25 protein-coding genes and 1 tRNA gene are annotated in these 25,992 nt (G+C 45.7%); 20 read left to right on the top strand and 6 right to left on the bottom strand.

What is annotated here, in order from left to right:
* Positions 1-81 precede the first annotated feature (81 nt).
* The 7 genes from PL85_RS02615 (at position 82) to PL85_RS02585 (ending at position 9,965) form a co-directional block, all read left to right on the top strand.
* Positions 82-2,169, top strand: a complete 2,088-nt coding sequence (locus tag PL85_RS02615) for a type VI secretion system Vgr family protein (RefSeq protein ID WP_115339493.1) — start codon at positions 82-84, stop codon at positions 2,167-2,169.
* Positions 2,169-3,056, top strand: a complete 888-nt coding sequence (vasW, locus tag PL85_RS02610) for a type VI secretion system accessory protein VasW (RefSeq protein ID WP_115339494.1) — start codon at positions 2,169-2,171, stop codon at positions 3,054-3,056. The genes PL85_RS02615 and vasW overlap by 1 nt, the downstream gene beginning before the upstream one ends.
* Positions 3,053-6,316 carry a T6SS effector BTH_I2691 family protein gene (locus PL85_RS02605; RefSeq protein WP_115339495.1) on the top strand — a complete coding sequence of 1,088 codons (3,264 nt, stop codon included), beginning with the start codon at positions 3,053-3,055 and terminating at the stop codon, positions 6,314-6,316. Before vasW ends, PL85_RS02605 begins: the two co-directional genes overlap by 4 nt.
* Positions 6,317-7,045: a hypothetical protein gene (locus PL85_RS02600; RefSeq protein ID WP_017043424.1), complete on the top strand. Its 729-nt coding sequence runs from the start codon at positions 6,317-6,319 to the stop codon at positions 7,043-7,045. It abuts the gene before it with no gap.
* A gap of 178 nt (positions 7,046-7,223) precedes the next feature.
* Complete coding sequence (locus PL85_RS02595; protein WP_115339496.1) at positions 7,224-7,508, top strand: type VI secretion system PAAR protein; 285 nt, start codon at positions 7,224-7,226, stop codon at positions 7,506-7,508.
* Positions 7,509-7,652: 144 nt separating this feature from the next.
* Positions 7,653-7,949 carry a Dabb family protein gene (locus PL85_RS02590; RefSeq protein WP_115339497.1) on the top strand — a complete coding sequence of 99 codons (297 nt, stop codon included), beginning with the start codon at positions 7,653-7,655 and terminating at the stop codon, positions 7,947-7,949.
* A gap of 312 nt (positions 7,950-8,261) precedes the next feature.
* Entirely contained in the window at positions 8,262-9,965 is a 1,704-nt protein-coding gene (locus tag PL85_RS02585; RefSeq protein WP_115339498.1) for a S8 family serine peptidase, read from the top strand.
* A gap of 224 nt (positions 9,966-10,189) precedes the next feature.
* On the opposite strand, the gene PL85_RS02580 is transcribed toward PL85_RS02585, so the two are convergent.
* The 5 genes from PL85_RS02580 to rpsU form a co-directional block, all read right to left on the bottom strand.
* Positions 10,190-10,265 (bottom strand) — tRNA-Ile (locus tag PL85_RS02580).
* Positions 10,266-10,408: 143 nt separating this feature from the next.
* Complete coding sequence (gene rpoD / locus PL85_RS02575; protein ID WP_013857727.1) at positions 10,409-12,265, bottom strand: RNA polymerase sigma factor RpoD; 1,857 nt, start codon at positions 12,263-12,265, stop codon at positions 10,409-10,411.
* Positions 12,266-12,363: 98 nt separating this feature from the next.
* On the bottom strand, positions 12,364-14,106 hold the full coding sequence (gene dnaG, locus PL85_RS02570) for a DNA primase (protein WP_013857726.1): 1,743 nt from the start codon (positions 14,104-14,106) through the stop codon (positions 12,364-12,366).
* A 95-nt stretch (positions 14,107-14,201) separates the two neighbouring features.
* Positions 14,202-14,645 carry a GatB/YqeY domain-containing protein gene (locus PL85_RS02565; RefSeq protein WP_010318215.1) on the bottom strand — a complete coding sequence of 148 codons (444 nt, stop codon included), beginning with the start codon at positions 14,643-14,645 and terminating at the stop codon, positions 14,202-14,204.
* A 29-nt stretch (positions 14,646-14,674) separates the two neighbouring features.
* Positions 14,675-14,890, bottom strand: coding sequence for a 30S ribosomal protein S21 (rpsU, locus tag PL85_RS02560; protein ID WP_004396009.1), 216 nt, complete (start codon positions 14,888-14,890; stop codon positions 14,675-14,677).
* A 240-nt stretch (positions 14,891-15,130) separates the two neighbouring features.
* Here rpsU and tsaD point away from each other — a divergent pair, with 240 nt between their 5' ends.
* Positions 15,131-16,147, top strand: coding sequence for a tRNA (adenosine(37)-N6)-threonylcarbamoyltransferase complex transferase subunit TsaD (gene tsaD / locus PL85_RS02555; RefSeq protein WP_017046706.1), 1,017 nt, complete (start codon positions 15,131-15,133; stop codon positions 16,145-16,147).
* A 135-nt stretch (positions 16,148-16,282) separates the two neighbouring features.
* On the top strand, positions 16,283-17,131 hold the full coding sequence (locus PL85_RS02550; protein WP_013857724.1) for an alpha/beta fold hydrolase: 849 nt from the start codon (positions 16,283-16,285) through the stop codon (positions 17,129-17,131).
* A 110-nt stretch (positions 17,132-17,241) separates the two neighbouring features.
* Here PL85_RS02550 and plsY read toward each other — a convergent pair whose 3' ends face one another.
* Positions 17,242-17,844, bottom strand: a complete 603-nt coding sequence (gene plsY, locus PL85_RS02545) for a glycerol-3-phosphate 1-O-acyltransferase PlsY (protein WP_017047525.1) — start codon at positions 17,842-17,844, stop codon at positions 17,242-17,244.
* A 187-nt stretch (positions 17,845-18,031) separates the two neighbouring features.
* Between plsY and folB the strand changes: the two genes are divergently transcribed.
* The 11 genes from folB to rpoS all read left to right on the top strand — a co-directional run bounded on the left by folB (position 18,032) and on the right by rpoS (position 25,962).
* A complete protein-coding gene (folB, locus tag PL85_RS02540; RefSeq protein ID WP_013857722.1) occupies positions 18,032-18,385 on the top strand; it encodes a bifunctional dihydroneopterin aldolase/7,8-dihydroneopterin epimerase in 354 nt (117 codons plus the stop codon).
* Positions 18,382-18,873 (top strand): 2-amino-4-hydroxy-6-hydroxymethyldihydropteridine diphosphokinase, encoded by a 492-nt coding sequence (folK, locus tag PL85_RS02535; RefSeq protein ID WP_017047527.1) that lies wholly within the window; start codon positions 18,382-18,384, stop codon positions 18,871-18,873. The genes folB and folK overlap by 4 nt, the downstream gene beginning before the upstream one ends.
* A 12-nt stretch (positions 18,874-18,885) precedes the next feature.
* Positions 18,886-19,689 carry an undecaprenyl-diphosphate phosphatase gene (locus PL85_RS02530; protein ID WP_115339499.1) on the top strand — a complete coding sequence of 268 codons (804 nt, stop codon included), beginning with the start codon at positions 18,886-18,888 and terminating at the stop codon, positions 19,687-19,689.
* Positions 19,690-19,818: 129 nt separating this feature from the next.
* Positions 19,819-20,100 carry a cell division protein FtsB gene (gene ftsB, locus PL85_RS02525; RefSeq protein ID WP_026027578.1) on the top strand — a complete coding sequence of 94 codons (282 nt, stop codon included), beginning with the start codon at positions 19,819-19,821 and terminating at the stop codon, positions 20,098-20,100.
* Entirely contained in the window at positions 20,101-20,832 is a 732-nt protein-coding gene (ispD, locus tag PL85_RS02520; protein ID WP_010320457.1) for a 2-C-methyl-D-erythritol 4-phosphate cytidylyltransferase, read from the top strand. It begins immediately after the preceding gene.
* A complete protein-coding gene (gene ispF / locus PL85_RS02515) occupies positions 20,825-21,310 on the top strand; it encodes a 2-C-methyl-D-erythritol 2,4-cyclodiphosphate synthase (RefSeq protein ID WP_013857718.1) in 486 nt (161 codons plus the stop codon). The genes ispD and ispF overlap by 8 nt, the downstream gene beginning before the upstream one ends.
* A 157-nt stretch (positions 21,311-21,467) precedes the next feature.
* Positions 21,468-22,565 (top strand): tRNA pseudouridine(13) synthase TruD, encoded by a 1,098-nt coding sequence (truD, locus tag PL85_RS02510; protein ID WP_094131713.1) that lies wholly within the window; start codon positions 21,468-21,470, stop codon positions 22,563-22,565.
* A 12-nt stretch (positions 22,566-22,577) separates the two neighbouring features.
* Positions 22,578-23,324, top strand: coding sequence for a 5'/3'-nucleotidase SurE (surE, locus tag PL85_RS02505; protein WP_094123537.1), 747 nt, complete (start codon positions 22,578-22,580; stop codon positions 23,322-23,324).
* Positions 23,324-23,950, top strand: a complete 627-nt coding sequence (locus PL85_RS02500) for a protein-L-isoaspartate(D-aspartate) O-methyltransferase (RefSeq protein ID WP_013857716.1) — start codon at positions 23,324-23,326, stop codon at positions 23,948-23,950. Before surE ends, PL85_RS02500 begins: the two co-directional genes overlap by 1 nt.
* Positions 23,951-23,955: 5 nt before the next feature.
* Positions 23,956-24,888, top strand: a complete 933-nt coding sequence (gene nlpD / locus PL85_RS02495) for a murein hydrolase activator NlpD (protein WP_047688264.1) — start codon at positions 23,956-23,958, stop codon at positions 24,886-24,888.
* Between the two features lie 72 nt (positions 24,889-24,960).
* Complete coding sequence (gene rpoS / locus PL85_RS02490) at positions 24,961-25,962, top strand: RNA polymerase sigma factor RpoS (RefSeq protein ID WP_017047531.1); 1,002 nt, start codon at positions 24,961-24,963, stop codon at positions 25,960-25,962.
* The last annotated feature ends 30 nt before the right edge of the window (positions 25,963-25,992 follow it).

Genomic DNA, 25,992 nt, shown 5'->3' with positions numbered 1-25,992 from the left:
TTTTTTAGCCTTAAGCAAAGTACATTCAATGAGTGTGACTTGCTTAAGGCTTTGCTGTTTCTAATGTAAAGAGGATGGAAGATGGCCACGCTGAATTTTACGTTAAAGGTTGACGGGCTCGCCGACGATGCATTTGTGGTGCGAGAATACCAAGGACAAGAATCCTTATCGGAGAGTGCGCTGGCCAATGGCGAGCCTTGTTATGGGTTTCGTTACCACATTGAGCTCGCAAGCCGTCAATCTATTTTGAGTGCAATCGATGTCGTCGACAAAACAGCTCAGCTAACGGTTTTTCGTAATGGCGGTGTGGTGCAGCGCGTGCATGGCATCGTGCGCCAGTTCAGTAAAGGCGATATTGGTCATCATCACACCTTTTACTCACTCACTTTAGTACCTGCATTAGAGCGCTTGTCGCTGCGCCAAAATAGCCGCATCTTCCAGCTTAAAACCGTACCTGAAATTCTTTCTATTGTGCTACAAGAGATGGGCATTGACGACTATGCCTTCGCACTTAAACGAGAATGTCTTCAGCGCGAATTCTGCGTACAGTACCGTGAAACCGATATCCACTTTTTACACCGCTTAGCCGCTGAAGAGGGCTTGGTCTACCACCTCCTGCATGAAGAAGGTAAACATACCCTCATTTTCAGTGACGACAGTCAAAGCTTAACGAAGCTCGATACACCGATCCCTTACAATGTGCTGTCCGGTGGTATCGTTGATACGCCTTACATTTCCAACTTAATCAGCCATACGCAATCGCAAGTGGCGGAAAGCCAATTGGCGGATTACAGCTTTAAAAAACCGATTTACGGTTTTAAGCAAAGTGCACTCGGCACCGCGATGGATTACCAGCAGACCCACTATGAACATTTTGATTTCCCGGGTCGATTTAAAGACGATGAGAGCGGTAAAGCGTTTAACCAAATTCGTTTAGAGTACCTAAGAAGGCAGGCGCGTACCGCACAAGGCCAAAGCAATGAAGCGCGTTTGCAAGCCGGAACCCTGTTTGATTTGGCCGAACATTTAGACGACAGCGTGAACCGAGATTGGGTTGTGGTGCAAGTAAACCATCAAGGCCGGCAGCCGCAAGCATTAGAAGAGTCTGGCGGTAGTGGTGCAACGACCTACAGTAACCAATTTACCTTGATCCCGGCCGATGTAACGTGGCGCGCAACACCACACACCAAGCCGCAAGTGGATGGCCCATGCATCGCCCACGTGGTTGGCCCCGATGGCGAAGAGATCTTCTGCGATGAGTATGGCCGCGTTAAACTGCATTTCCCATGGGACAGATATTCTAACGGCGATGAGCACAGTTCATGTTGGGTGAGGGTGTCGCAAGGTTGGGCTGGCAGCCAATATGGCATGATGGCTATCCCAAGAATTGGCCATGAAGTGATTGTCGATTTTTTAAACGGTGATCCGGATCAACCCATAGTCACGGGCCGCGCTTATCACGCCACCAATAAAGCGCCCTACACACTGCCAGATAACAAAACCAAAACCGTACTGCGCAGTGAAACCCACCAAGGTGAAGGCTTTAATGAGCTGAGTTTTGAAGATCAAGCAGGGCAAGAGAAAATCTACCTACACGCGCAAAAAGACTATGAAGCACTAGTGCTTAATGATGCCACCACACACATCAAACACGATAAACACCTGACAGTGGATAACGACCAGTTCAGCCACATTAAAAATAACCAACACCTAACGGCCGAGGGCGAAAGCCGTCAGAAAATAGCGTTAGATCATAGCCTTGAAGTGGGGGGCTCACTGCACCAAAAAATCGGTGAAAAAACGATTTTTGATTCAGGAAATGAAGTGCACCTTAAAGCAGGCAATAAGTTGGTGTTAGATGCGGGTAATGAGATCACCATTAAAGCAGCGGGTAGTTTTATCAAAGTGGATGGCGGCGGCGTGCACCTAGTCGGGCCTGCGATCAACCTTAACTCCGGCGGCAGCGCAGGCAGCGGCTCGGGTTATGGCGGTGTTGTAGCGGCGTTGCCACAAGGGGTTGATGAAGCCAAAACGCCGCAAGAGATTGAGCTAGCAGCAGTAACTCCCACTCAGCAATCCATGTCACCTTTACTTAAGGCGCGACAAATTGAAGCACTCAAAGGTCCTGCACCTGTGTGTGAAGTGTGTGAAGAGGCAAAGGGAAATTAATGCGTTCAACAAATTCCTTTGTCGTGCATAACTGGGTGAGCTCGGTTCCAGAGATGGAAATGGATACACAAGAAAGGCTTTACCTTTTGGTTGATGGTGCTCAAATCAGCCATCTAGCACAAGCCTTGTACCGTCTATCGGGTGAATTGGTTTTGGAGCCTTTGTACCTTTTTCCGCCTTTTGAGCAGCTTAAAGAGGTGTCTCCTTATCTCGTTTTGGCAACGGATGCAGTTAAAACCTGGTTCCTTGAGCAGAATCAGGGGTTAGCTGGGTTCTTTTTTGCTTCTTTAGAGTCCATTGAAGAGATTGCTGAACAACTGCGTCGTTTGATCCAAGTGGAATCCCCTTATGGTTCAACGGTGTTTCTTAAAATGGCGAACAGTGAATGCGCGTATGTACTTTTGAGTACCCAATGCCAACCACTGTGGAAAGTGATCAATCGAGCTTGGTTGCCGACACGTCAAGGTTGGCAATATGTGCAACGACCAGAACTGACGGCGACTCAGGACACTCCTGTGCGATTCAAGTTAACCGATGAACAGTGGCAACGGCTTGGCAACATCACATGGCTCAATACCTTAGAAACGGTCGAGCGGCATGTGCAGCAGTGGTTTCCGGATTTAGCGCAGCAGTGGCAGTCTGACCCTGAATTATTTCATCGTTATGCTCAATGGGCTTACCAGCAGGGCTTTAGCAGTGAGCGAGATTTAATGCTGTTTTTTAATGTGTTGGGGTTTTTAGGCGTTGATGCTCTTGAAAAAGGGAAGTATCCCGAGATTGATCCTTTGTTGCATCAGGCTTCAAGTCGTACGCCTTCGCAACGCATTGAAGCTGCCGCAGAGCTGGCTTATCACTATTCACAATCATCACAGGAGGTTCAAGGATGAGTAATCCCAATCAAGCTGCGAAAACAGGGCAGACCAATGATGCGCAAAATCCAGCCAGTGCATGTCCTTTTAAACAGCCGTTAATAGGGATAATTCCTATTCGTTATGCCTTTGATGTTTATGATAAGCAAGGTCAAGCATTACACCCTTTACCCAAAGCTGAGCGACAGTGGAAAGGTCAATTCTCTACCAAGCAGCGTAGCTACACCTTAAGGCAACTGCGTGATGGCTGGCTCTATGTCTATGATGAAACAGCAAAAACACTGCACGAATATGAAGTCGTTGGCAGCACCTTGACCAAAATTGAGTGGTCTGACGATGAGGCAAGCAAACCCACTCACGAGCGCGGCTCGAAAGGTGAAAGCAAAAGCTGTTTACTCTATCCCGCCCAGCACACTCTCTCTATCGGTTATGCGCATCAACGATGGACGTGGCGAGTGTGTGAGCATATGCGCTCCAATACCAGCAGTCGTCATGCTGTGATGCGTAAAGTGAGCCTTAAACAGTTTGAGTCCAATGGTTCTCACCTTCATGCGCATTTTGCTCAGTATCTTGAAGACTATGTAGCGGACATCGGGACGCCAGCTGAGCAGGATATTTTTAAAGCTACCTGTACCCCTTCATTACCGGTAGAGAAAAGTGAAGAAGCGGCGATAGATACTGAATTCAAGTTCGTGGTCGACAAAGCGGTGGTGAGCAGCAGTGATTATTTGCAAGATTTGCCAGAGCAAAACTGCGGTTTATTTGTGGCTCTGAATGACCCTTTAGCGGATGTGTCAGATTTATTTATTACTTTTACTACCCAAGTGGCAGATCTAACTAAAAAAGAGGTTGGTGATGAAGCGCAACAGCATAAAATGCAGATGGCAGAGCTGACACGCACATTAGGCCGAATTCGTCTTGAAGAAAAAGAAATTCCCGATTTTGTAAAACAAGATCCTATCCGTATTTTAGAGTTAGAAAGAGCCATTACTGAATATTGGGCTACGGCTGAATTAGCCGAAATGGAATTTAGCCAATTAGCCAGTGAAGGGATCACGCCATCAAAGGCGCTTTCCCCCATGCAGCAGCAAGCGGATCAGCAATTGGCGGAATTGAAAACACTCTATCGTTTTGAACCCACCAGTGCTCAGATGCGCAAGTGGCGCAAAAAAGACAACGGTTTTAACGATGAAGTGCGCTGGGCGGATTTAGATAACTTTTTGGTGGAGCATTACACCCAACTCAAAGGATTGGATGAACAGATTAAACAGCACTATGCGCAGTTTATGTCTGCCTTCAACCAGCTTGGCCTTGACCCGATTCTACTTGGTATAGATAACCAAGATGAGATCCAGCAAGCGTATTTGTTAGCGTTAATTAGCCAATTTCTAGTGGCAGTTACGCAAGTCAATCATGATGAGAAAGCGCTTGAGACCCTCAAAAAAGAGCTCAGTTTTGATTCACCGAAAAACCTCATGGCGCTCGCGTCAACAGGCTTTTCTCTGCAGGCGAATCAAGCCATTAACAGCCACATCCAAGATTTTAGCACCTCCTTTCTCTCTACCGGTAATCCTAGTGATATGGTGGCGTTTTCGGCCGCGATCGCAAACTGGGATACTTTCACGGGAGATGGCCGCATTCGGGAAAAAGCATGGTTTAAGACATGGATTGAACCCGTTCAATCGAGTTTTGGTGCACTGCAAAAAGCGGTAGCCAATCAAGCGAAAGAGAGTTGGCAAGCGGTGATGGAGTTGCTGTTTCCTTATCAGACTCAGCCCAAAGGAGGAACGCCCAGTTTGCTGGCTAACCTTCGCTTATTATTAGTGGAAAGCCTAGTACGAGAAGAGGCGGTGTTGCAACATAACCCCAAGTATGCGGCTGAGATTAAGCAATTTGAGACTAAGTTGAATGCCATCTTGCAAGAGATGAATAATGCTCTGGAACTCAAGCCCGGTAATGTGAGCCCGAAAAACCATCAAATTGCGACCGCGCAATCCGCACAACGTAAGCTAGGGCAATTACTCAGTAGTGAACTGCCGATGATGCTGACGCTCAAAAACCAAGCGGTGATGAACACTTTTCAGCAGTCGGTAAATGAGAAACTGAGCGCGCTATCGAAAAACGTCAAAACCAGTAGCGCGTCGGTGAGCCAGAAACTGGGTGGATTAGGGGGCTTGCTGTTTGCACTGAACCTATGGAATACCATGGCGGTTTTGGAGAATATCCGCGGTAAGGTCGCACAATACCCCAGTTGGGATCCTTCGAAGAATCCGGCGTTGGGCGAAGCCATTTATGCCACTGGCTATACCATTGTGGCCGCCGGTGCCATCAGTGCTGGGCGCGCTTGGAAGACGATTGTTAAATATGAGCTTTTGGATAAATCACTAAAAGAAGCATTAGGTGAGGCATCCAGCCTTAAAGCCAAAGATGCCCTAAAAACTTTTTCTAAATCCATCGCCTTGGTGGCTACCGTTGGCATGATTGCCAGCGGGTTAGAGGCATGGGAAAGCTGGGGTAAGTTTAATGACAGCAGTAAAACCGATCTTGAGCGCTTCGGTTATTTGTTAAAAGCTGGAGCAACGGGAGCACAGGCTCTGATTTTTGCTATTCAGTTAGGTGTATACGGAGTAAGTCGAATAATGGGGTTTGGATCAATCGCAGCCATCAATGCTGGTTGGATGCTCGCCGGTTTTGCTGTGATTGGTATTGTCTATTTGATCGGGGTGATTTTGACCAATGTGTTTAAACGCTCAGAGTTAGAAATCTGGTTATCAAAATCGACGTGGGGGAAAGAGAGTGCTCATTGGTCGGTGGGCCAAGAATTGACCGAGTTAGAGCGCCTTCTCCACCGACCAAATATTCGTTTAATGCCAGTTCCCGCCAATAAACTCAGTTATCAAGCGTACCGACCGACTATGCAGTGGCAGTTGGAACTCGTGTTACCCTCTTATATGCAAGGCCAAACCATTGGGCTGCAAATCACGCGTTTACCACCACAAGAGGGGTATTCCTACCGAACCCAATCGGCAAATCCTCTGGTCTTGATTGATGAACAGCAGGGTAAATGGAGTATTGAAGATGAGCAACCAGTGTATCGCATTACATTGGGTGGCAGTGATAAGGATACCGTTGGAGTTTGCGTTGCACTGCCCCTGCATTGGGTCAAGGAACAGAGTCTCAAATTTTGCGCCCGCGGAACTCGCGTGGGGGAATTAGATTTACAATCTGCAGAGGCGAATGATATTGCCACAAGAAATCTCGTTGTAGGAAAGGGTTAAATGTTAATTGATAAAGATGAGTTAGAGCAGTTAAAGGCAAATTTACACAGCAGTGAGGTTTTGTATCAGTGGGAATGTGTGGCATTTTCAGAGCGACGAGGTGATATCGCTCGTTGGATTATTGCCGTCATTGCAGGCTTTTTGCTTCCCTCACTATTTCTTGTGTTCGGGGATATTGCTTTTAACAGTACTGAGTTTTGGGGGTTTATCAGCTTTGGCTTGGCGGGCATGTCGGCGGGAAGGTATCTTTTGATGCCCGACCACCGCTATTGTTACAGCTTAACGCAAGCGGGTGTGCATTATACCGATCAAGAAGTGATCCCGGATGCGGCCTACACTTTTGTACGCGGTTTTGCTTGGGTGGGGATTGCGGTCTGTTTGCTAGCCTTAGCCGTCGTTGGTCCGTTAGCGTTTGTTGGTGCAGGCGGTTTTGCCCTGCTGGCCTTTGGTTTGACCAACTTCCATCCCACCGTACATCAGAAAGATGTTTACTTTGCTGACCAATTGATTGTTTTTGATCCGATCAAAGAAAAGATGGTGAAATTGAATTCCGAAAGCAGAAGACATCCTCGATTTAGTAGAACACTTTTTTTTAGTTCCTTTGATGAAAAAACACGTTTTATTGAGCTCGTGAAGAGTGTTCATAATAATGTCGACTATCTTCCGTTACGGCGAGTTAATGATCAGTACAAGCATCCTATCTTTAATCAAGAATTAAAAGAGGAATAGCATAAAGGTTTTTCACACCAGCGGCACTTTGGTACTCTAATTTGTGTCTGCTGCGTACAGCTCACTTTTGGCTGTTTAGCGGTGTTGATGGTGTATCACTAGCCGATAAAATCCTAAGCCCTTAGGGTAAACAACATCGCAACAAGCTTAATCAACGAATCTGATAAGGAGCAAATCAATGGCAAATGGTGCATTAGTAGGAGATATCGGATCCGATCATGATGGTTTTCCTCCGACGCCGATCACCGCTGGGTCACCGACGGTAAAAATTGATGGCAAAGCAGTGGCAAGGCTGGGGGACCCGCTAGAGCCTCATGATAAGCCGAACAACCCAAGCCACCCACGTACAATTAAAGGGGGCTCGGGTAGCGTTATGATTGATGGCAAGCCCGCCGCGCGAGTCGGCGATGCCGTTGACTGCGGTGGCGTAATTATTGGTGGCTCATCGGTCAATATTGGTTAAGGTTGTAGCCCATTTAATCAATAAAGCGGCGCTTCAAACCTTGAGTGCCGCTTTATTGTTTTAAGCGCAGCACCGTTAGCACCAGTGAGCCAGCGTTATCCCTCTTTATGAAAAGAAATTCTACGGACAGAAACGGAGCGAACAATGATCCGCCATATCTTATTAATCAAATTCAAACCACAAGCTCAGCCTGCCGACATCCAACAGCTCAAGTCGCTGTTTGAAGCCATGCCAGAGAAAATCGAGGGGGTCTCCGCTGTTGAGTGGGGCGTGAACGACAGCCCAGAAGGCAAAAACCAAGGTTATACTCACAGCGTTTTAATGACATTTAGCGATGAGCAAGGGCGCCAAAATTACCTACCTCATCCAGAGCATAACGCGCTAAAGGATATCTTTCGTCCTTTGCTCGAAGAGATCATCGTTTTCGATTATTCGATTTAGTTACAAGCCAGTAAAATCTAGACGGTGTTTATCTCTACTCCATCGCTAGGATTCAAGCCTGAAAGTTGAGATGCCGTCTATCGAACTTTACTTGTTAATGATCGTCCTTATGTCGTTAAAGTATAGATTTATCAATATCTTGTGAGTTTCTATTCACCATTGTATCAATGGTGCTTAGATCAAATTTTCAGCACAAAGCATTCACAATAGTGAGATGGCTGTATGGTTTTATTGTTGTTGTGAATGATTTTCATTGTATTGCGTTTTATCTTTTTGGTCGCTTTCTAAGCGTATTAAATAGGATGTAATAAAATGAATAAAGGATACAAATATTCTGCTCTTGCTGCAGCAATACTCGTTTCAGCATCGGTTTCGGCAAACGTCAGTGTGGAACCCACCCCAATTAATTCGCCTTTTATTAAAGATATAAAAGGTAATATTGTTGAAGACTATACTCCACAAGCTATCCAACCTCGTTTGTTTTTCATGCGTATGATTGGGAGTTCTGAACAGCGTGGGGATTGGTTTAATCTCTCGGCTAACTATTCCTCTATCCAAGGGGTTGGATCGGATTATGTGTATGAATCCTTGATGCCCCCTCTTAAACCTCAGCCTGTTATCGTGGCGGTGTTAGATTCGGGCGTGGACATTGAACACGAAGATCTAAAGAACAAGTTATGGGTTAATGCGGGAGAAATCCCAAACAATGGCATTGATGATGATGGTAATGGCTATATTGATGATGTGTATGGTTGGAATTTCTTAGGCAACTCGCTTGGTATCAATGTGGATTACGATACATTAGAGCTGACGCGTGAGTACAAAAAATACCTGGATTTATTAGAAGGCAATGATTGGATACCTGAGCAAAAACGTGCTTACTACCAAGCAATAGAAACGGAATATCTAGCCGAGGTTCAGAGTAACCAAACCCTGCTCGCGCAGGTCACTGATGCTATTGAGCAAGCGAATCAATATAAATCGCAAATCTCAGCACTGAATCAGCATAAAGATTTTACGGCCGAAGGTTTGCTCATTTTACTGTCACATCCGAACCCTGAAGTTGTCTCCGCTGCTCAAGCGTTGTTGACACTATTCGACGACTGGTATTCGTTTGACTACCTTGCATCCAGACATAGCCGATACAAAAATGCGTTAGATTACTACTACAACCTTGAGTTTGATCCTCGTGCTGATATCGTTTTAGATGACATCAGCAACCCTTGGGAAAAGGGGTATGGAAATAATGATGTAAAAGGGCCTGATGCATCACACGGTACGCATGTGGCGGGAATTATTGCGGCAGAGCGTCGCAATGGTATCGGTATTGACGGCTTATCTGAAGATGTGAAAATCATGTCGTTGCGTATGGTGCCTAATGGTGATGAGCGCGATAAAGACATTGCCAACGCTGTGCGTTATGCGGTGGATAATGGCGCAAAAATCATCAACATGAGTTTTGGTAAAAGCTATTCACCACGTAAATTTGTAGTTGACCACGCGTTTCGTTATGCGGCCAGCAAAGGTGTGTTAATCATCCATTCTGCAGGCAATAGCCAAAGTGATAATGATAGTAAACCAAGCTTCCCTAATCGTTTTGCCGATACTTACGAATCGTCACCTATTGCAACTTGGATAGACGTAGGGGCATCAGCGAAATACGCGAATGAAGATTTTGTCGCCAGTTTTAGTAATTATGGACAAAAATCGGTTGATATCTTTGCACCCGGTTATCGCATTCTCTCTTCTACGCCAGGCAATAACTACGCATCCTATAGTGGTACGAGTATGGCTGCACCTGTAGTATCAGGCGTTGCCGCTATGGTGTGGTCACGCTATCCAGAGCTCTCCGCAGTAGAACTCAAAGCTCTATTACTTGATAGCGCCCGTCGTTATCCTGAGCTGTTAGTGAAAAAACCATCATCACCTGAAACGCTTGTTCCATTCAGTGCGCTATCGATCTCGGGTGGAATGGTTGATGCTGAAGCCGCTTTTGAAACAATCGCGAGTAAGTAGTGTCGCAGTCGGTAATGGATCAACTTTGGCTTGTTGTGCAAGCACCGGTCTATTTACCGATGGCTTAATTTAATAACAGTGAGCGTAATAAAAGGCGTAGCTGATATCATCCAGCTGCGCCTTTTTGTATTCAGAGAAGAGTGCGTGATCGGGGTTACCTGACCCAAAATCGTCAGGTACAAAAAAAGGTCAGTAAACACTACGCTTACTAACCTTCTAGAATTTGGTGGCCCCTCCCAGACTTGAACTGGGGACCAATCGATTATGAGTCGACTGCTCTAACCACTGAGCTAAGGGGCCAAATTAGGTGTGTGATTATAGGGGATGCAGTTATGAGTGTCTACCCGCAAAATAGGGTAAATGCGCTTGGTTTTTATCCACTTAAACCATGAGATACAAAAAAGGTGAGCTTGTGCTCACCTTTTAGATTGGATAGGTTGCGATTACTCGTCTAAGAAGCTGCGCAATGTTTCAGAGCGGCTTGGGTGACGCAGTTTACGCAGTGCTTTCGCTTCAATTTGGCGGATACGCTCACGCGTTACGTCAAACTGCTTACCAACTTCTTCTAACGTGTGGTCGGTATTCATGTCAATACCGAAACGCATACGCAGTACTTTCGCTTCGCGAGGAGTTAGGCCAGCAAGAACGTCACGAGTCGCTGCTCTTAGGCTGGTGGCCGTAGCAGAATCAAGTGGTAGTTCAAGGGTTGTATCCTCGATAAAGTCACCAAGATGCGAATCTTCGTCGTCACCGATAGGTGTCTCCATAGAGATTGGCTCTTTAGCAATTTTCAGTACTTTACGAATTTTATCTTCTGGCATTTGCATGCGTTCTGCCAATTCTTCTGGCAGAGGCTCGCGGCCCATCTCTTGCAGCATCTGACGTGAGATTCGATTCAGTTTGTTGATCGTTTCGATCATGTGCACTGGAATACGAATAGTACGTGCTTGGTCTGCAATTGAACGTGTGATAGCTTGGCGAATCCACCAAGTGGCGTAAGTTGAGAACTTATAACCACGGCGGTATTCAAACTTATCTACCGCTTTCATCAGGCCGATATTACCTTCTTGGATAAGATCCAAGAACTGCAGGCCACGGTTGGTGTATTTCTTCGCGATAGAAATAACCAGACGCAAGTTTGCTTCAACCATCTCTTTTTTCGCTCGACGAGCTTTCGCTTCACCGATAGACATGCGACGGCTGATGTCTTTAATGTTTTGTACATTCAAAGACGTTTCTTCTTCGATCATTTTCAATTTATGAATTGAACGACGAATGTCTTCTTCTTGCTGTCTGATTTTTTCTGCATAAGGTTTTTCTGAAGCGAGTACTTCATCTAACCATGCATCGCTTGATTCATTGCCAGTGAATAAGGCAATGAATGATTTCTTAGGCATTTTACCGTATTCGACCGCAGCTCTCATGATCAGACGTTCTTGAGTACGAACGCGATCCATAGAGGTACGAAGCTTGTTGACTAGGTAGTCAAATTGCTTTGGCGTGAGTCGGAATTCACGGAAAATATCCAACATCAACTCGGTGGCTTGGGCGGCTTTATTGCTGTCATAGCCATGCTCATTTTTCGCGAGTTGAAGATTTTGATACTTGTTGCGTAGTTCGGTGAATTTTTCTAGCGCAAGCTCAGGGTCGATTCCTGCATCTTCTTCAGAGTCAGTATCTTCGCTGTCGTCATCGTCGTCATCATCAAGGTCGTCTTCATCAGCAAGGTCAGCGCTAGCAAGCTCTGAACCGATATGGGTCGCTGTTGGGGCGTTCGTTGCATCTGAGTCAGGATCAACAAAACCTGAGATCAGGTCTGTTAAACGAAGTTCTTCAGCAAGAACTTTGTCAAATTGCTCTAAGATGTATGGAATGGTGCCTGGATATTCAGCCACTGCGCGTTGAACTTGGTTAATACCATCTTCAATACGCTTAGCGATATCAATTTCACCTTCGCGAGTCAGCAGTTCTACGGTACCCATTTCGCGCATATACATGCGCACAGGGTCGGTAGTACGACCAATTTCGCTTTCTACACTGGATAATGCAGCGGCTGCAGCTTCGGCAGCATCCTCATCGGTGATTGCGTTGTCATCATTTAGAGCAAGATCATCGGCATCAGGGGCAGTTTCTACCACCTTAATACCCATGTCATTGATCATCTGAATGATATCTTCTACCTGCTCGGAATCTACGATTTCTGCTGGTAGGTGGTCATTTACTTCGGCGTAGGTCAGATAGCCTTGCTCTTTGCCTTTAATGACAAGTAGTTTTAGCTGTGACTGCGGATTTTGATCCATAGACGGTATCCAACTTCATATCTGGTGAAGGAATTAGTATGCGAAATGCAAACCACATATACTAACAAATTTATTCATTGCTGACTATTTAAACTGGGTTACGCTTTCAAGTCTTTCATTAAGTCTTGAAGCTCCCGTCTCTCTTCGGCTGATAAACCGACGCTTCTTTCTTTTGCCTGCAGGTTTTCAATTTGCTTTTCGATGCATTGAGCCAATATTTTGTCCAATGAATCTAAAAATAGTTCTTCTTGGTTGTCTTCAACAAGTGGAATTTCCCAACTTGCGAGGCGAGACAGAAGGGTCTCGTTTTTATTACCGCGCCAGTGTTCAAGCAATTGGCCTGTAGTAATATTGGGGTACGCTTGACAATTCTCAAGTACCTCAATTAATAAACTTAAACCGGGTATGGGCAAGGATTGAACGCTGGAAATATCAGGCACCATTTCAGCATAGCTTGGATTTTGAATAAGCAAAGCGATCACTTCACGCATCGGTGTGCGTTTGAGCTCTTTGTGTGGCTGTGAGCGGTGTTTGTCTGATTCTGGCAGTGATGGCTTTTTATAAATCCCAGTTTTTTGCCCTAATATTTTGAGCAATTGCGCTTGTAGAGATGTGTCTGGCACTTTATTAATCAGTGGTAGTGCCAGCGCCTCAAGCGCCGCTTTCCCTTCGTTATTACCGACATCAACTTGTGACAGTAGGTTGGTAAATAGGTATTTGGATAAGGGTTCAGCATCTTGCACTAACTGTTCAAAGGCCGCTTTTCCATGGGTTCTGATGTAGCTATCTGGGTCTTCACCGTCAGGTAAAAACAGGAATTTAAGAATATTGCCACTTTTGAGATAACTCAACGCATTTTCCAGTGCACGCCACGCCGCTTCTCGCCCTGCTCGGTCACCATCATAGCAACAGACCACCGTATTGGTTTGGCGAAAAAGCAGTTGCAGGTGATCGCCTGTAGTTGAGGTTCCTAGCGAAGCAACCGAGTAGTCGACCCCATATTGCGCCAGAGCCACCACATCCATATAACCTTCAACCACTAATATTTGCGGGGGTTCACGATAGGCTTGCATGACATCGTATAGGCCATACAGCTCTTTACCTTTATGGAAAATGGGGGTTTCTGGGGAGTTCAGGTATTTTGGCGTTCCATCACCCGTAACGCGTCCACCAAAGCCGATCACTCGTCCGCGGCGGTCGCGAATGGGAAACATAATACGTCCACGAAAACGATCGTATCGGTTGCCTTTGTCATTTTCGATCAACATGCCGCCAGTGACGAGCATCTCTTGGCTTTCTTGTTGCTGGCCGAAGTTTTTGCGCACTAAATCCCATTCGTCAGCGATATAGCCAATACCAAATTTCTGCACGATTTCGCCAGAAAGACCGCGATCTTTTAGGTACTCGATGGCATGACGATTACCCGGAACTTTGAGTTGGTTGCGGTAAAACTGCGCAATGCTGCCCATTAAGTCATAAAGGGTGCGTTTTTCTTCACTATTGGCTTTAGGGGCTGATGAGAAATGGCCACTAGAGCGTTGCTCTCGGGGAACTTCTAGCCCCACAAAAGAAGCCAATTCTTCGATGGCCTCGACGAATTCAAGGCGTTCATATTCCATCATGAAGTCGATGGCGTTGCCATGCACGCCACAACCAAAGCAGTGATAGAACTGTTTTTCTTGGCTTACACTAAATGAGGGCGTTTTTTCATTATGGAATGGGCAGCAAGCACCGTAGTTCTTACCTTTTTTCTTAAGTTTCACACGTGCGTCTATGATGTCGACAATATCAAGTCGAGCAAGGAGATCATCAATAAAACTGCGAGGGATGTGTCCTGCCATAAAACCTAAAAGAAAAGATTAAAACGAATGATTAGATACAAACAAGCCGTGCGCTCCAGAGGATAGCACGGCTTGATGCAATTTGATGCGGGCATTTAAGCGAGTTTAGTTCGAACTAATCCGCTGACTTTACCCATATCTGCACGCCCTTGAATTTGCGGTTTCAAGACAGCCATCACTTTCCCCATGTCTTGCATGCCAGCAGCAGCGGACTGGGTGATCGCATCATCAATTAATGCGCTCACTTCATCATCGCTCAACGGCTGAGGCATAAATGCCTCAAGGATAGTGATTTCTGCTTGCTCTGCATCTGCGAGATCTTGACGATTGGCAGCTTCATATTGAGCGACAGAGTCGCGACGCTGTTTAACCATTTTTACCATCACAGCAAGAATATCGTCGTCGTTCAGAGTGATCTGCTCGTCGACTTCTCGTTGTTTGATCGCGGATAAGGCTAAACGAATAGTGCCAAGGCGTACTTTATCCTTGGCTTTCATCGCTAATTTTTGCTCTTCTTTGAGGATATCAATTAGAGCCATAACTCTCGTTCCTTAATGGAAAAAGGTTATTAGTACAGGCGAACGCGACGTGCGTTTTCGCGAGCTAGCTTCTTAGCGTGACGCTTTTGAGCTGCTGCTTTAGCGCGTTTGCGAACGGTAGTTGGTTTTTCATAGTGCTCACGACGACGCACTTCAGAAAGGATACCTGCTTTTTCGCAAGAGCGCTTGAAACGACGTAATGCAACATCGAACGGTTCGTTTTCACGTACTTTAACTATTGGCATATGCCTTTCACCTCAGGGGTTATTCGTTAACGCTGATATTTTGAGGCTTAAACCACAAGATTTCTTGTCTGTTTGCTCGGTTATCAGCTTGATCAAAAATGGTGCGGAATTTTAATCCGATCGCAATAGCTTTGTAAAGCACTTTGTCGATTATAGTCTGTACAAAATTTGTTTACGGAGCCAAGGCGGGGTAACATGGCGGCCATTTCCAATTGTTGATGAAAGCGTGCTGAGAAAATTATGCGCATTATTGGTATTGAAACCTCGTGTGACGAGACTGGCATCGCCATTTATGACGAAGAGAAAGGCTTACTTTCTCATCAATTGTACAGCCAAGTAAAACTGCACGCCGATTACGGCGGTGTGGTGCCGGAGCTTGCTTCTAGAGACCATGTTAAAAAGACCATTCCACTGATAAAAGCAGCGATGGCTGAAGCGAATTTGACGCCTGCGGATATTGATGGCGTGGCTTACACCGCAGGTCCTGGTTTAGTGGGTGCGCTGCTTGTTGGCGCGACGATTGGCCGTAGTTTGGCTTATGCGTGGAATGTGCCTGCGGTGCCTGTTCACCATATGGAAGGGCACCTTTTAGCTCCGATGCTTGAAGATAATCCGCCTCCGTTTCCGTTTGTGGCCGTACTGGTTTCCGGTGGTCATTCCATGATGGTAGAGGTGAAAGGGATTGGTGAATATAAGATCCTCGGAGAGTCTATTGATGACGCGGCCGGTGAGGCGTTTGATAAAACCGCGAAGCTGATGGGGCTTGATTATCCTGGGGGGCCATTGTTGGCTCGTTTGGCTGAAAAAGGAACGCCAGGGCGTTTTAAGTTTCCGCGTCCGATGACGGATCGACCAGGGTTAGACATGAGTTTCTCTGGTTTAAAAACATTTACAGCCAATACGATTGCAGCTAATGAGAATGATGATCAGACCCGAGCGGATATTGCGTATGCCTTTCAAGAGGCGGTGTGTGGCACTTTAGTGATTAAGTGCAAACGCGCCCTTGAGCAAACTGGCATGAAACGCATTGTTATTGCCGGTGGCGTGAGTGCCAATAAACAGTTACGCGCAGAGCTTGGCGCACTGGCGAAAAAAATTGGTGGTGAAGTGTATTACCCGCGTACTGAGTTTTGTACCGACAACGGTGCAATGATTGCTTATGCGGGTATGCAGCGTTTAAAAAATGGTGAAACAGTCGATTTAGCGGTGCAGGCAACACCTCGCTGGCCGATTGATCAACTTAAACCCATTATTTAGCGGGTGTCGCAACGGTCTCTTTTTAGAGGCCGTTTTGTTCTTTGGTACTTCCGTTTCTGTGGCGTTCTGTATTGATTTTAATTAGCCATTGCTTACATTCTGCTCTGAGCTGTTATCGCTCATATCAATGCTACAATGCCAACCTACTTTACTAATATTGGATTCACAATGAAGACATTTGTTATTGATGATTGCCAGATGCGTTATTTGGATCAAGGGCAAGGTGAAGTGCTTGTTTTCGGTCACAGCTATCTGTGGGATAGCGCAATGTGGGCACCTCAGGTGGAAGCGTTGAGTCAACACTACCGCTGTATCGTGCCTGATTTATGGGCGCATGGTCAGTCAGATTTCGCACCGTCATCCATGAACACACTAAAAGATTATGCTCAGCATATTTTGGCTTTGATGGACCACTTATCGATTGAGCAGTTTTCTATCATTGGTCTTTCTGTAGGTGGAATGTGGGGGGCTGAGTTAGCCGTTCTTGCGCCTGCGCGCGTGAAATCATTAGTGATGATGGATACCTTTGTTGGTCTAGAGCCTGAAGTCAGCCATGCAAAATATTTTGCCATGCTCGATGCGATTGCGGCGATGCAGCAAGTGCCATCACCGATTGTTGATGCAGTTGTACCGATGTTTTTTGCAAAAGATGGCGAGCAGAAATCTCCGGCATTAGTGGCTGGATTCAAGCAACATTTATCGGCGCTTACTGGTCAACAAGCGGTGGAAGTGGCTCGGTTGGGGAAAATGATCTTCGGTCGTCGTGACATGATTGAAGAGGTGGAGCAATTGAGGTTGCCAGTGTTGATTGCAGCTGGCGCTGAAGATATGCCTCGTCCGCCTCTTGAGGCTTACTTAATGAATGATGCCATTCACGGCAGTGAGTTAGAGGTTATTGCTAATGCTGGACATATCAGTAACTTAGAGCAACCTGAGTACGTTACCGCCATGTTGACCCGTTTCTTGAAAAAAGCGCTTAGCTAGTCTTCCCTTATTAGCGGGTCATGCTTAATCAAAAAGGCTTCGTAAGAGGCCTTTTGCTTATTCGTCATTGACGTTCTTTGATAGCGGGTTTATCCATCATCCAAGCTAGCTCAAGAACCAAGCGTTTTTTTCTCACCCACTTTCGGTTCTGTGCCAGCCAATAACCGTTTAATATTTTGGTGATGACGAAACACGATAAGGCAGCACAGCATTGCTACCGGTAAGGTATATTGCGGTTTGATCAACCAAGTGTAGAACGGAGCGAGCAGCACGGTAACCAAAGCCGCTAGGGATGAATAGCGAAATAAAAATGCAACGCTGACCCAAGTCAATATGATAAGTGCGGTGAGATCTAAACCGATCGGTGCGATTGCTCCCAGTGCTGTTGCAACACCTTTTCCGCCTTTAAAATGAAAGAAAATAGGATACATATGGCCAAGGCAAGCGGCGATGGCGACTAGGCCCAATAGAATGGGGTCAATCCCCAAATAGTAGCTGCCCCATACTGGAATAGTACCTTTGAGCATGTCACACAGCAGTACCGCGATGGCGGCTTTTTTTCCACCAATGCGTAATACGTTAGTTGCACCGGGGTTATTTGAGCCCATATTGCGAGGATCGGGCAGGCGTAATAAACGGCAGATCAACACCGCACTTGAGATCGAACCCAGTAAATAGGCAGAAATGATCATTATCAGTGCGAGTGGTGTCATAAGTACCTCTGCAGTGGAAATGCCCTAAAGCAAGTTCACAAGCCATTGTTAACCATGATGAAAAGCAAAAAAATGTTTTGGATTTCGCATCTCGACTCAGTTTGGGTATATGATATCGCGATTAGGCAAAATAGTACGATTTTTTACGTAATTAGGGTATCCGACCTCTAGAGGAAGAGACGCAAAAATGGACAAAGTCTTTATTGAACAGCTGACGGTAATTACGACCATTGGCGTGTATGATTGGGAACAAGAGATTAAGCAGAAGTTGGTGCTCGACATCGAAATGGCGCACGACAATCAACCCGCAGGTAAAAGTGATGATGTGAGCGATGCATTAGACTACGCACAAGTGAGTCAAGCGGTGATCGCACATATTGAAAATGGTCGCTTTTTATTGGTAGAGCGTGTTGCAGAAGAAGTAGCAGAGCTTCTGATGCAGCGTTTTTCCGTTCCTTGGGTTAAAATTCGCTTAGCAAAGCCCGGCGCGGTAGCACAGGCATCCAGTGTTGGCGTTATTATTGAGCGAGGCGATGCATGACTACGGTCTATGTTGGCGTCGGTTCTAATATTGAAAGACGCAAACATATCGAAGCGGCCATCGAGGAATTGTCGACCATCGGAAATCATCTACAGATCTCGACCATTTACGAATGTGCATCGGTTGGGTTCAATAGTGCGGCCTTTTATAATTTAGTCGTTGCGCTGGAAACAAGGCTTTCGTTGAGTGATTTCGTGGCGCAACTTCGAGCGATTGAATCTCGATGGGGGCGCGACCCGCAGGCGAAAAAATTTCAAGATCGCACCTTAGATCTCGATATCATCTTGTTTGGTGAAGAAATTTCAGCGCAAGATCCTGAACTGCCACGCAGTGATATCTTTAAATATCCATTTGTCATACAACCACTTTACGATTTGTCACCGGAACGGATCGTTCCCAATGATGGTCGTAGTGTGCGTCAAATATGGCAACAGGCGATCAACTTAGAATCGCTCACCCCTGTCAAACTTTGGTTCGACATTAATTAATAAGAGTCAGTAATGAGTTATTTAGAAGCGTTTTTTTTGGCTTTGATTCAAGGCTTAACCGAATTTTTACCTATCTCCAGCTCCGCCCATTTAATTTTGCCTTCAGCCATTTTAGGCTGGGAAGATCAAGGTCTTGCCTTTGATGTGGCGGTGCATGTCGGCACATTAGCTGCCGTGGTTATCTATTTTAGGAAAGAAGTCGTGACTTTACTGCGCGCTTTTTTTGCCTCGATTTTTAAAGGCGAGCGCAGTAAAGAATCGAAACTGGCATGGATGATCGTACTAGCAACCATCCCTGCCTGTATTTTCGGCTTTTTTATGAAAGATATTGTTGAACTCTACCTACGCAGTGCTTGGGTGATAGCAACCACCACTATTATTTTTGGTCTATTACTGTGGTATGTCGATAAAAACGCTCCATTAGCGGATGATGAATACCAAGCAGATTGGAAAAAATCGCTGATAATTGGTTTGGCACAAGCAGTTGCGGTTATCCCCGGTACCTCTCGCTCAGGAGCGACCATCACTGCGGCGTTGTATCTTGGTTTTACTCGTGAAGCGGCCGCGCGTTTTTCTTTCTTGATGTCGATTCCCATCATTGTTTTGGCGGGTGGTTATTTAGGGTTAAAGCTGGTGACCAGTGGCGAACCTGTGCATGTCGGTTTCTTAATGACGGGTATCCTGACCTCCTTTATCAGTGCTTATATTTGTATCCATTTCTTCTTAAAACTGATTTCTAAAATGGGTATGACTCCGTTTGTCATTTACCGTTTAATTCTGGGTGGCGGCTTATTTGCGTTCCTAATGATGAGTTAAATAAAGGCTTGTGGTATAAATAGCCATCATTTTCGTGCTGTGTTAGAGCGTCACTTTTTTTAAACAGCACGCTTTGTTTATCGTTTACGTTCTCTTTCATAGTGAGCGTTTTGAATGGTTATAGATGTGATGCGACTTTTTGCGGTGACATTGGCGTTATTATTCGGTTTATTACAGTACGATTTGTGGCTCGGTAAAAATGGCATTGCTGATTATCGAACCATTGTCGATGAAATTGACGTGCAGCAACAAGTAAACGAAAACCTAACGCTACGAAATTCGGAAATGTTCGTCGAAATTGATGATTTACGACAAGGATTGGACGCGATTGAAGAGCGAGCGCGTCATGAATTAGGAATGATAAAAGAAGGTGAAACTTTCTATCGATTGGTCGGTGAGGATAGTCAATAAATGCCGCACAGTACGCTTTCTCTTACCGCGATTGTACCGGCTGCTGGTGTTGGCAGCCGAATGCAAGCGGATCGTCCGAAACAGTATTTAACCATACACAACAAAACCGTTCTCGAACACACAATAGCGACGCTGCTCGCGCACCCTAATATTGATCGCGTTGTTGTCGCCGTCAGTGACGATGATCCTTACTATTTTGCTCTGCCATTAGCCACTAACCCCAATGTTATTCGTGTCAGCGGTGGTCAAGAGCGAGCCGACTCAGTGCTCTCGGCGCTGCAATATGTTTTAGCTAATTCCCTAGGTGAATGGGTTCTCGTGCATGATGCAGCGCGGCCTTGTCTTACTTTTGCAGATATTGACCGATTGATTACGACAGCTAAAGAGCATCCGGTAGGTGCGATTTTAGCTGCACCCGTTCGAGACACAATGAAGCGTGCTGATGGCGAAAACAACATTGATCATACCGTTGATCGCGTCGCATTATGGCATGCACTCACCCCCCAGATGTTTAGAGCCAAGCCGCTTTTTGAGGCTTTGTCGGACGCGTTAGATCAGCAAGTCATCATCACAGATGAAGCATCCGCAATGGAGTGGCAAGGGTTACATCCAGCGTTGGTCGCTGGGCGGGCGGATAATCTCAAAATTACGCAACCCGAAGATCTCGCTTTAGCTGAGTTTTATTTAGGTCGTACTTCTTCACTAGCCGCAATAGGAAATAACCATGATTAGAATTGGCCACGGTTTTGATGTTCATAAATTTGGCGGTGAAGGCCCAGTCATCATTGGGGGAATTGCCGTTCCTTATGAGCAAGGCTTAATTGCTCATTCCGATGGTGATGTCGCCTTGCATGCTTTAAGTGATGCGCTGCTTGGCGCGATTGCCGCAGGTGATATTGGCCGCCATTTCCCCGATACCGATGATAAATGGAAAGGGGCAGATAGCCGTGAATTATTGAAAGATGTCTATCGCCGTGTGAAAGCGCAAGGCTACCGTTTAGGAAATGCCGACGTCACCATTATCGCGCAAGCGCCGAAGATGGCGCCGTATATTGAAGCGATGTGCGCTGCCATTGCGCAAGATCTTGAAACGACGCTAGATAATATTAACGTCAAAGCAACCACAACCGAGCGCCTTGGTTTCACTGGGCGCAAAGAAGGTATTGCTTGCGAAGCGGTTGTCTTATTGATCAAATGTACTACAGATTAAATGCACGGTTGATCAAAGCATAATATTGCCTTAATAAAACGACCCAGCAAATTGAAGAGGTAATGGCAATTCACTTGCCTCTCCTTCTATGTAAAAACACGTTATTGATGGACTTCCGCCAACGAATGGCACGCTCAGTAACGCGCAATAGCGGCTCATGCGTCGCTGTTTTTATTATTACCGCCAACTCGCGTCAGCGACGGATGAAAACATGTCAGATATATTATCTTCATTGGCTTACCTTTGTGGTAAACCAGCCGCTAAAGCCAAACTAAAAGCCAAGCCAGAGCACTTTAAAGTGATTGAAGACTTAGGATTCGAACTGGCAGGAAGCGGCGAGCACTTAATGGTTCATATTCGTAAAACCGGTGAAAATACCAGTTTTGTGGTCAATGAATTGGCTAAAGCATGTGGTGTGAAATCAAAAGATGTGAGTTGGGCTGGTCTGAAAGATCGTCATGCGGTTACGCAGCAGTGGCTCAGTGTGCATTTACCAAAAGGTGAGACGCCAGATTTCACCGAGTTTTTGGCTCAATATCCGAGCATCGAAATTCTGGAAACTACGCGTCACAATAAAAAGTTGCGCCCCGGAGATTTAGTTGGCAATCATTTTGAAATCACGCTTTCTGAAGTCACCGACACCGGCGAAGTCGTGACGCGATTAGAGCACATCGCCACGCACGGTGTGCCTAATTATTTTGGTAGCCAACGTTTTGGCAATCACGGCAATAACCTCAGTGAAGCGCGTCGCTGGGGAAAAGAGAACGTGCGTTCACGTAACCAAAATCAGCGCAGTTTGTATCTTTCGGCGGCCCGTTCGTGGATTTTCAACCAAATTGTCTCTGCCCGTATCGAGCAAGATAAGTTACACCAATTTATCGAAGGAGATATCGCACTTGAGGGAGAGAAAACGACCTTAGTTACCTTGGCGAATCTTACCGATCTCAATAACAAACTGGCATTGAATGAAGTGCAAATAAGTGCTGCTTTGGCGGGCGATAACGCACTACCGACACAAGGTGAGGCTTTAGATTTAGAACAAGTTCACCTTGATGCTGAACCTGACTTGATGGCACTGATCCGCAGCAATCGTATGCGTCATGAGCGCCGGGCGCTGATGCTTAAGCCTCAGAATCTTTCTTGGACAGTTGAACAAGACAATGTGACGTTACGTTTTGATTTAGATGCAGGAAGTTTTGCTACCTCAGTCATTCGCGAATTGGTTGAAGAGATAGCGGTTGAACGCGAGTTCTAAGGATAAAACTCGATGAAGATTTTATTAAGCAATGATGATGGTGTATATGCGCAAGGTTTAAATACCCTAGCACGCGCGCTGGCGGATCTCGCCGAGATCGTGATTGTCGCGCCGGATCGTAATCGGTCAGGAGCCTCCAATTCGCTGACATTAGAGCAGCCGCTTCGTGTGGATCTCATTGCACCTAATACCTATTCAGTGCAAGGCACACCAACCGATTGTGTGCATTTTGCACTCAATGAACTGCTCAAAGATGATCTGCCTGATTTGGTGCTGACAGGCATCAATCATGGTGCGAATTTGGGCGATGACGTGCTCTATTCGGGCACGGTTGCGGCGGCGATGGAAGGGCACTTTCTTGGGGTGCAAGCGATCGCGTTTTCACTGGTCGGGACGGCTAATTTTACTACGGCAGCGCAGATAGCGCGCCAGTTGGTCGAACAGCATCTCAATGCCCCGATCCCAACCAATAGATTATTGAATGTGAACGTACCAGATCGTCCATTTGAGGAGTTAACGGGTATTCAAGTGACGCGTTTAGGTGCTCGCCATCACGCAGAAAGTATGATTAAGCAGAAAGATCCTCGTGGGCATGATATTTATTGGTTAGGTCCTCCGGGTAAAGAGCAAGATGCAGGGCAAGGGACTGATTTCTATGCGATTGAGCATGGCTATGTCTCCTTGACGCCGTTGCAGGTTGATCTTACGGCTCACGAGTCACTGCCAAGTATGGATAACTGGTTGAAGGAAAAAGGGTAATGGCCAATCCACATGCCGACAGATTAATTGAATTTCTGATCGCGAATGGTATCCAAGATCAAACCGTTTTGGATGCCATTCATTGTTTGCCAAGAGAAAGCTTTGTTTCTCAGGCGATGATGCATCAAGCCTATGACAACAATGCCTTGCCGATAGGCCAAGGACAAACGATTTCACAACCTTACATTGTGGCAAAAATGACGCAGCTTTTAGAACTTGAGCCGCAGAGTAAGGTCTTAGAAATTGGCACAGGATCGGGTTATCAAACCGCTGTGCTTGCCCAGTTGGTTGAGCACGTGTATTCGATTGAACGGATCAAGTCATTGCAGTGGGACGCGAAGCGTCGTTTAAAGCAACTGGATATTTATAACGTCTCCACTAAGCATGGTGATGGCTGGTTGGGCTGGGATGCTAAAGCTCCTTTTGATGCGATCATTGTTACGGCAGCGGCCGAATTTGTCCCAAATGCGCTGCTTGATCAGCTTGCGGAAGGTGGCCGTTTAGTGATCCCTGTCGGCAGTAGTGAGCAACAGTTATTGAAAATAGTTCGCCAAGGCGATGATTTTATTTCTAACACCATTGAGATGGTGCGTTTTGTTCCTTTAGTTGCCGGTGATTTAGCTTAGTGATGATGAGTAACCTAAGAAACAGAGTAATAATGGTGCTAATTAGTAGCGTCCTTATCGGATGTGCTGCTCATACTCCTGCACCCGTTTCTGGGCTCAATAAAGACTATAATGCCATTCCTCGTGGTAGTTATCGCGGCAGTTTTTACGAAGTGCAAAAAGGCGATACGCTCTATTTTATATCTTACGTCACAGATAAAAATGTAAACGACTTGATCCGTTTCAATAATTTAAAAAAACCTTACACCATTCATCCCGGTCAAAAACTCAAATTATGGATCCCCAATTACACGCCTCCTGCTTACGGTGGTAGTGGTGTAACAGAAGTCATTGTGGCTGCAACCCCTTCGAGCACAATGGCTGGCTTAGTTTCCCCCCCAATGGTTGTAGACGGAGTGAGTAAAAACTCTAATCAAAATAGTGGATCTAATGCCGCAAGTTCTTCGACCAAAGTCGCAAAGAAAGATCCTCCTAAGGTAGTTGAACAATCGAAATCAAAAGAGTATGTTGATTCAAAAGGTAAGCAAAATGTTAATGCTAATGTAACCTTTGCTAAACCAAAAGATGATAAAGTTTCAAAATGGTTATGGCCGACACAAGGGAGAATAATTAAAAACTTTTCAGCAGGCGATCAAGGAAATAAAGGGATCGATATCGCAGGACAGCGTGGTCAATCCATTTTATCAACTGCTGCAGGAACCGTTGTCTATTCGGGAAATGCATTAAGAGGTTACGGCAATCTTGTGATTGTTAAACATAACGATAACTACCTCAGTGCTTATGCTCATAACGATCGGTTACTGGTAAAAGAAGGACAAAGTGTTAAAGCTGGCCAAAAAATAGCAACCATGGGCAGCTCAGGAACCAGTAGTGTTCGTTTACACTTTGAAATTCGTTATCAAGGTAAGTCGGTGAATCCAAAACGCTACTTACCGTAAACATACTTGAAAGAGTCATGTAGCGACATTAGAAAGTAGTAATGTCTTGCTAGCTCGCCAGGGGGAGGCGCTATGAGTATCAGCAATGCAGTAACGAAAGTCGAAGAGTTTGAAGACCAAGAGATCATGGATTCGATTGAGGTTGATGAAGAACTCACCACCACTAAAAGCCAAAGCGATGACGATGTTCAAATCGAAGATGCCAAAGAAGGATTTGATGCGTCAACAAAAAGCTTAGATGCAACACAGATGTATCTTAGCGAGATTGGTTTTTCTCCATTATTAACAGCTCAAGAAGAAGTACTTTATGCTCGTCGTTCACTGAGAGGCGATGAAGCTGCTCGTAAACGCATGATCGAAAGTAACTTACGTTTGGTCGTTAAAATTTCTCGCCGTTATGGTAATCGTGGCTTGGCTTTACTCGATCTAATTGAAGAGGGTAATTTAGGCTTGATCCGCGCGGTAGAAAAATTTGATCCAGAACGTGGCTTTAGATTCTCAACCTATGCTACTTGGTGGATCCGTCAAACCATTGAACGTGCATTAATGAACCAAACGCGCACTATCCGTTTGCCAATTCACGTCGTTAAAGAGTTGAATATCTACCTTCGCACGGCTCGCGAGCTATCGCAGAAGTTAGATCATGAACCTACCGCAGAAGAAATTGCGTTCCAACTGGATAAGCCAGTAGAAGATGTCAGTAAAATGCTGCGTCTGAACGAGCGTATCAGTTCTGTTGATACACCGATTGGCGGCGATGGTGACAAAGCACTACTCGATATCATCCCAGATGCGAACAACTCTGATCCTGAAATTTCTACGCAAGATGATGATATCCGTGAATCACTACTGAATTGGTTAGATGAACTGAACCCAAAACAAAAAGAGGTACTTGCACGCCGTTTTGGACTATTAGGTTATGAACCGTCCACCTTAGAAGAAGTCGGGCGCGAAATTAACTTAACCCGTGAACGAGTTCGTCAAATTCAAGTGGAAGGTCTACGTCGTTTGAGAGAGATCTTAGTTAAACAAGGCTTGAACATGGAAGCGCTGTTTAATGTTGAATACGACTAAAGGTTGGTTCAACAAGACCTTGATTCATAA

The organism is Vibrio anguillarum, assembly GCF_001989995.2.
GTDB classification, from domain to species: Bacteria; Pseudomonadota; Gammaproteobacteria; order Enterobacterales; family Vibrionaceae; genus Vibrio; species Vibrio anguillarum.
This window is presented reverse-complemented; position numbering and strand designations above follow the sequence as displayed.

Coding starts and splice junctions, on each gene's coding strand:
- PL85_RS02605 (WP_115339495.1), top strand. CDS start 3,053: ATGAGTAATCCCAATCAAGCTGCGAAAACAGGGCAGACCAATGATGCG.
- dnaG (WP_013857726.1), bottom strand. CDS start 14,106: ATGGCAGGACACATCCCTCGCAGTTTTATTGATGATCTCCTTGCTCGA.
- PL85_RS02615 (WP_115339493.1), top strand. CDS start 82: ATGGCCACGCTGAATTTTACGTTAAAGGTTGACGGGCTCGCCGACGAT.
- PL85_RS02600 (WP_017043424.1), top strand. CDS start 6,317: ATGTTAATTGATAAAGATGAGTTAGAGCAGTTAAAGGCAAATTTACAC.
- rpoD (WP_013857727.1), bottom strand. CDS start 12,265: ATGGATCAAAATCCGCAGTCACAGCTAAAACTACTTGTCATTAAAGGC.
- PL85_RS02585 (WP_115339498.1), top strand. CDS start 8,262: ATGAATAAAGGATACAAATATTCTGCTCTTGCTGCAGCAATACTCGTT.
- nlpD (WP_047688264.1), top strand. CDS start 23,956: ATGAGTAACCTAAGAAACAGAGTAATAATGGTGCTAATTAGTAGCGTC.
- folB (WP_013857722.1), top strand. CDS start 18,032: ATGGACAAAGTCTTTATTGAACAGCTGACGGTAATTACGACCATTGGC.
- PL85_RS02590 (WP_115339497.1), top strand. CDS start 7,653: ATGATCCGCCATATCTTATTAATCAAATTCAAACCACAAGCTCAGCCT.
- tsaD (WP_017046706.1), top strand. CDS start 15,131: ATGCGCATTATTGGTATTGAAACCTCGTGTGACGAGACTGGCATCGCC.
- truD (WP_094131713.1), top strand. CDS start 21,468: ATGCGTCGCTGTTTTTATTATTACCGCCAACTCGCGTCAGCGACGGAT.
- folK (WP_017047527.1), top strand. CDS start 18,382: ATGACTACGGTCTATGTTGGCGTCGGTTCTAATATTGAAAGACGCAAA.
- PL85_RS02595 (WP_115339496.1), top strand. CDS start 7,224: ATGGCAAATGGTGCATTAGTAGGAGATATCGGATCCGATCATGATGGT.
- rpsU (WP_004396009.1), bottom strand. CDS start 14,890: ATGCCAATAGTTAAAGTACGTGAAAACGAACCGTTCGATGTTGCATTA.
- PL85_RS02565 (WP_010318215.1), bottom strand. CDS start 14,645: ATGGCTCTAATTGATATCCTCAAAGAAGAGCAAAAATTAGCGATGAAA.
- ftsB (WP_026027578.1), top strand. CDS start 19,819: ATGCGACTTTTTGCGGTGACATTGGCGTTATTATTCGGTTTATTACAG.
- vasW (WP_115339494.1), top strand. CDS start 2,169: ATGCGTTCAACAAATTCCTTTGTCGTGCATAACTGGGTGAGCTCGGTT.
- PL85_RS02550 (WP_013857724.1), top strand. CDS start 16,283: ATGCCAACCTACTTTACTAATATTGGATTCACAATGAAGACATTTGTT.
- ispD (WP_010320457.1), top strand. CDS start 20,101: ATGCCGCACAGTACGCTTTCTCTTACCGCGATTGTACCGGCTGCTGGT.
- PL85_RS02530 (WP_115339499.1), top strand. CDS start 18,886: ATGAGTTATTTAGAAGCGTTTTTTTTGGCTTTGATTCAAGGCTTAACC.
- PL85_RS02500 (WP_013857716.1), top strand. CDS start 23,324: ATGGCCAATCCACATGCCGACAGATTAATTGAATTTCTGATCGCGAAT.
- rpoS (WP_017047531.1), top strand. CDS start 24,961: ATGAGTATCAGCAATGCAGTAACGAAAGTCGAAGAGTTTGAAGACCAA.
- surE (WP_094123537.1), top strand. CDS start 22,578: ATGAAGATTTTATTAAGCAATGATGATGGTGTATATGCGCAAGGTTTA.
- plsY (WP_017047525.1), bottom strand. CDS start 17,844: ATGACACCACTCGCACTGATAATGATCATTTCTGCCTATTTACTGGGT.
- ispF (WP_013857718.1), top strand. CDS start 20,825: ATGATTAGAATTGGCCACGGTTTTGATGTTCATAAATTTGGCGGTGAA.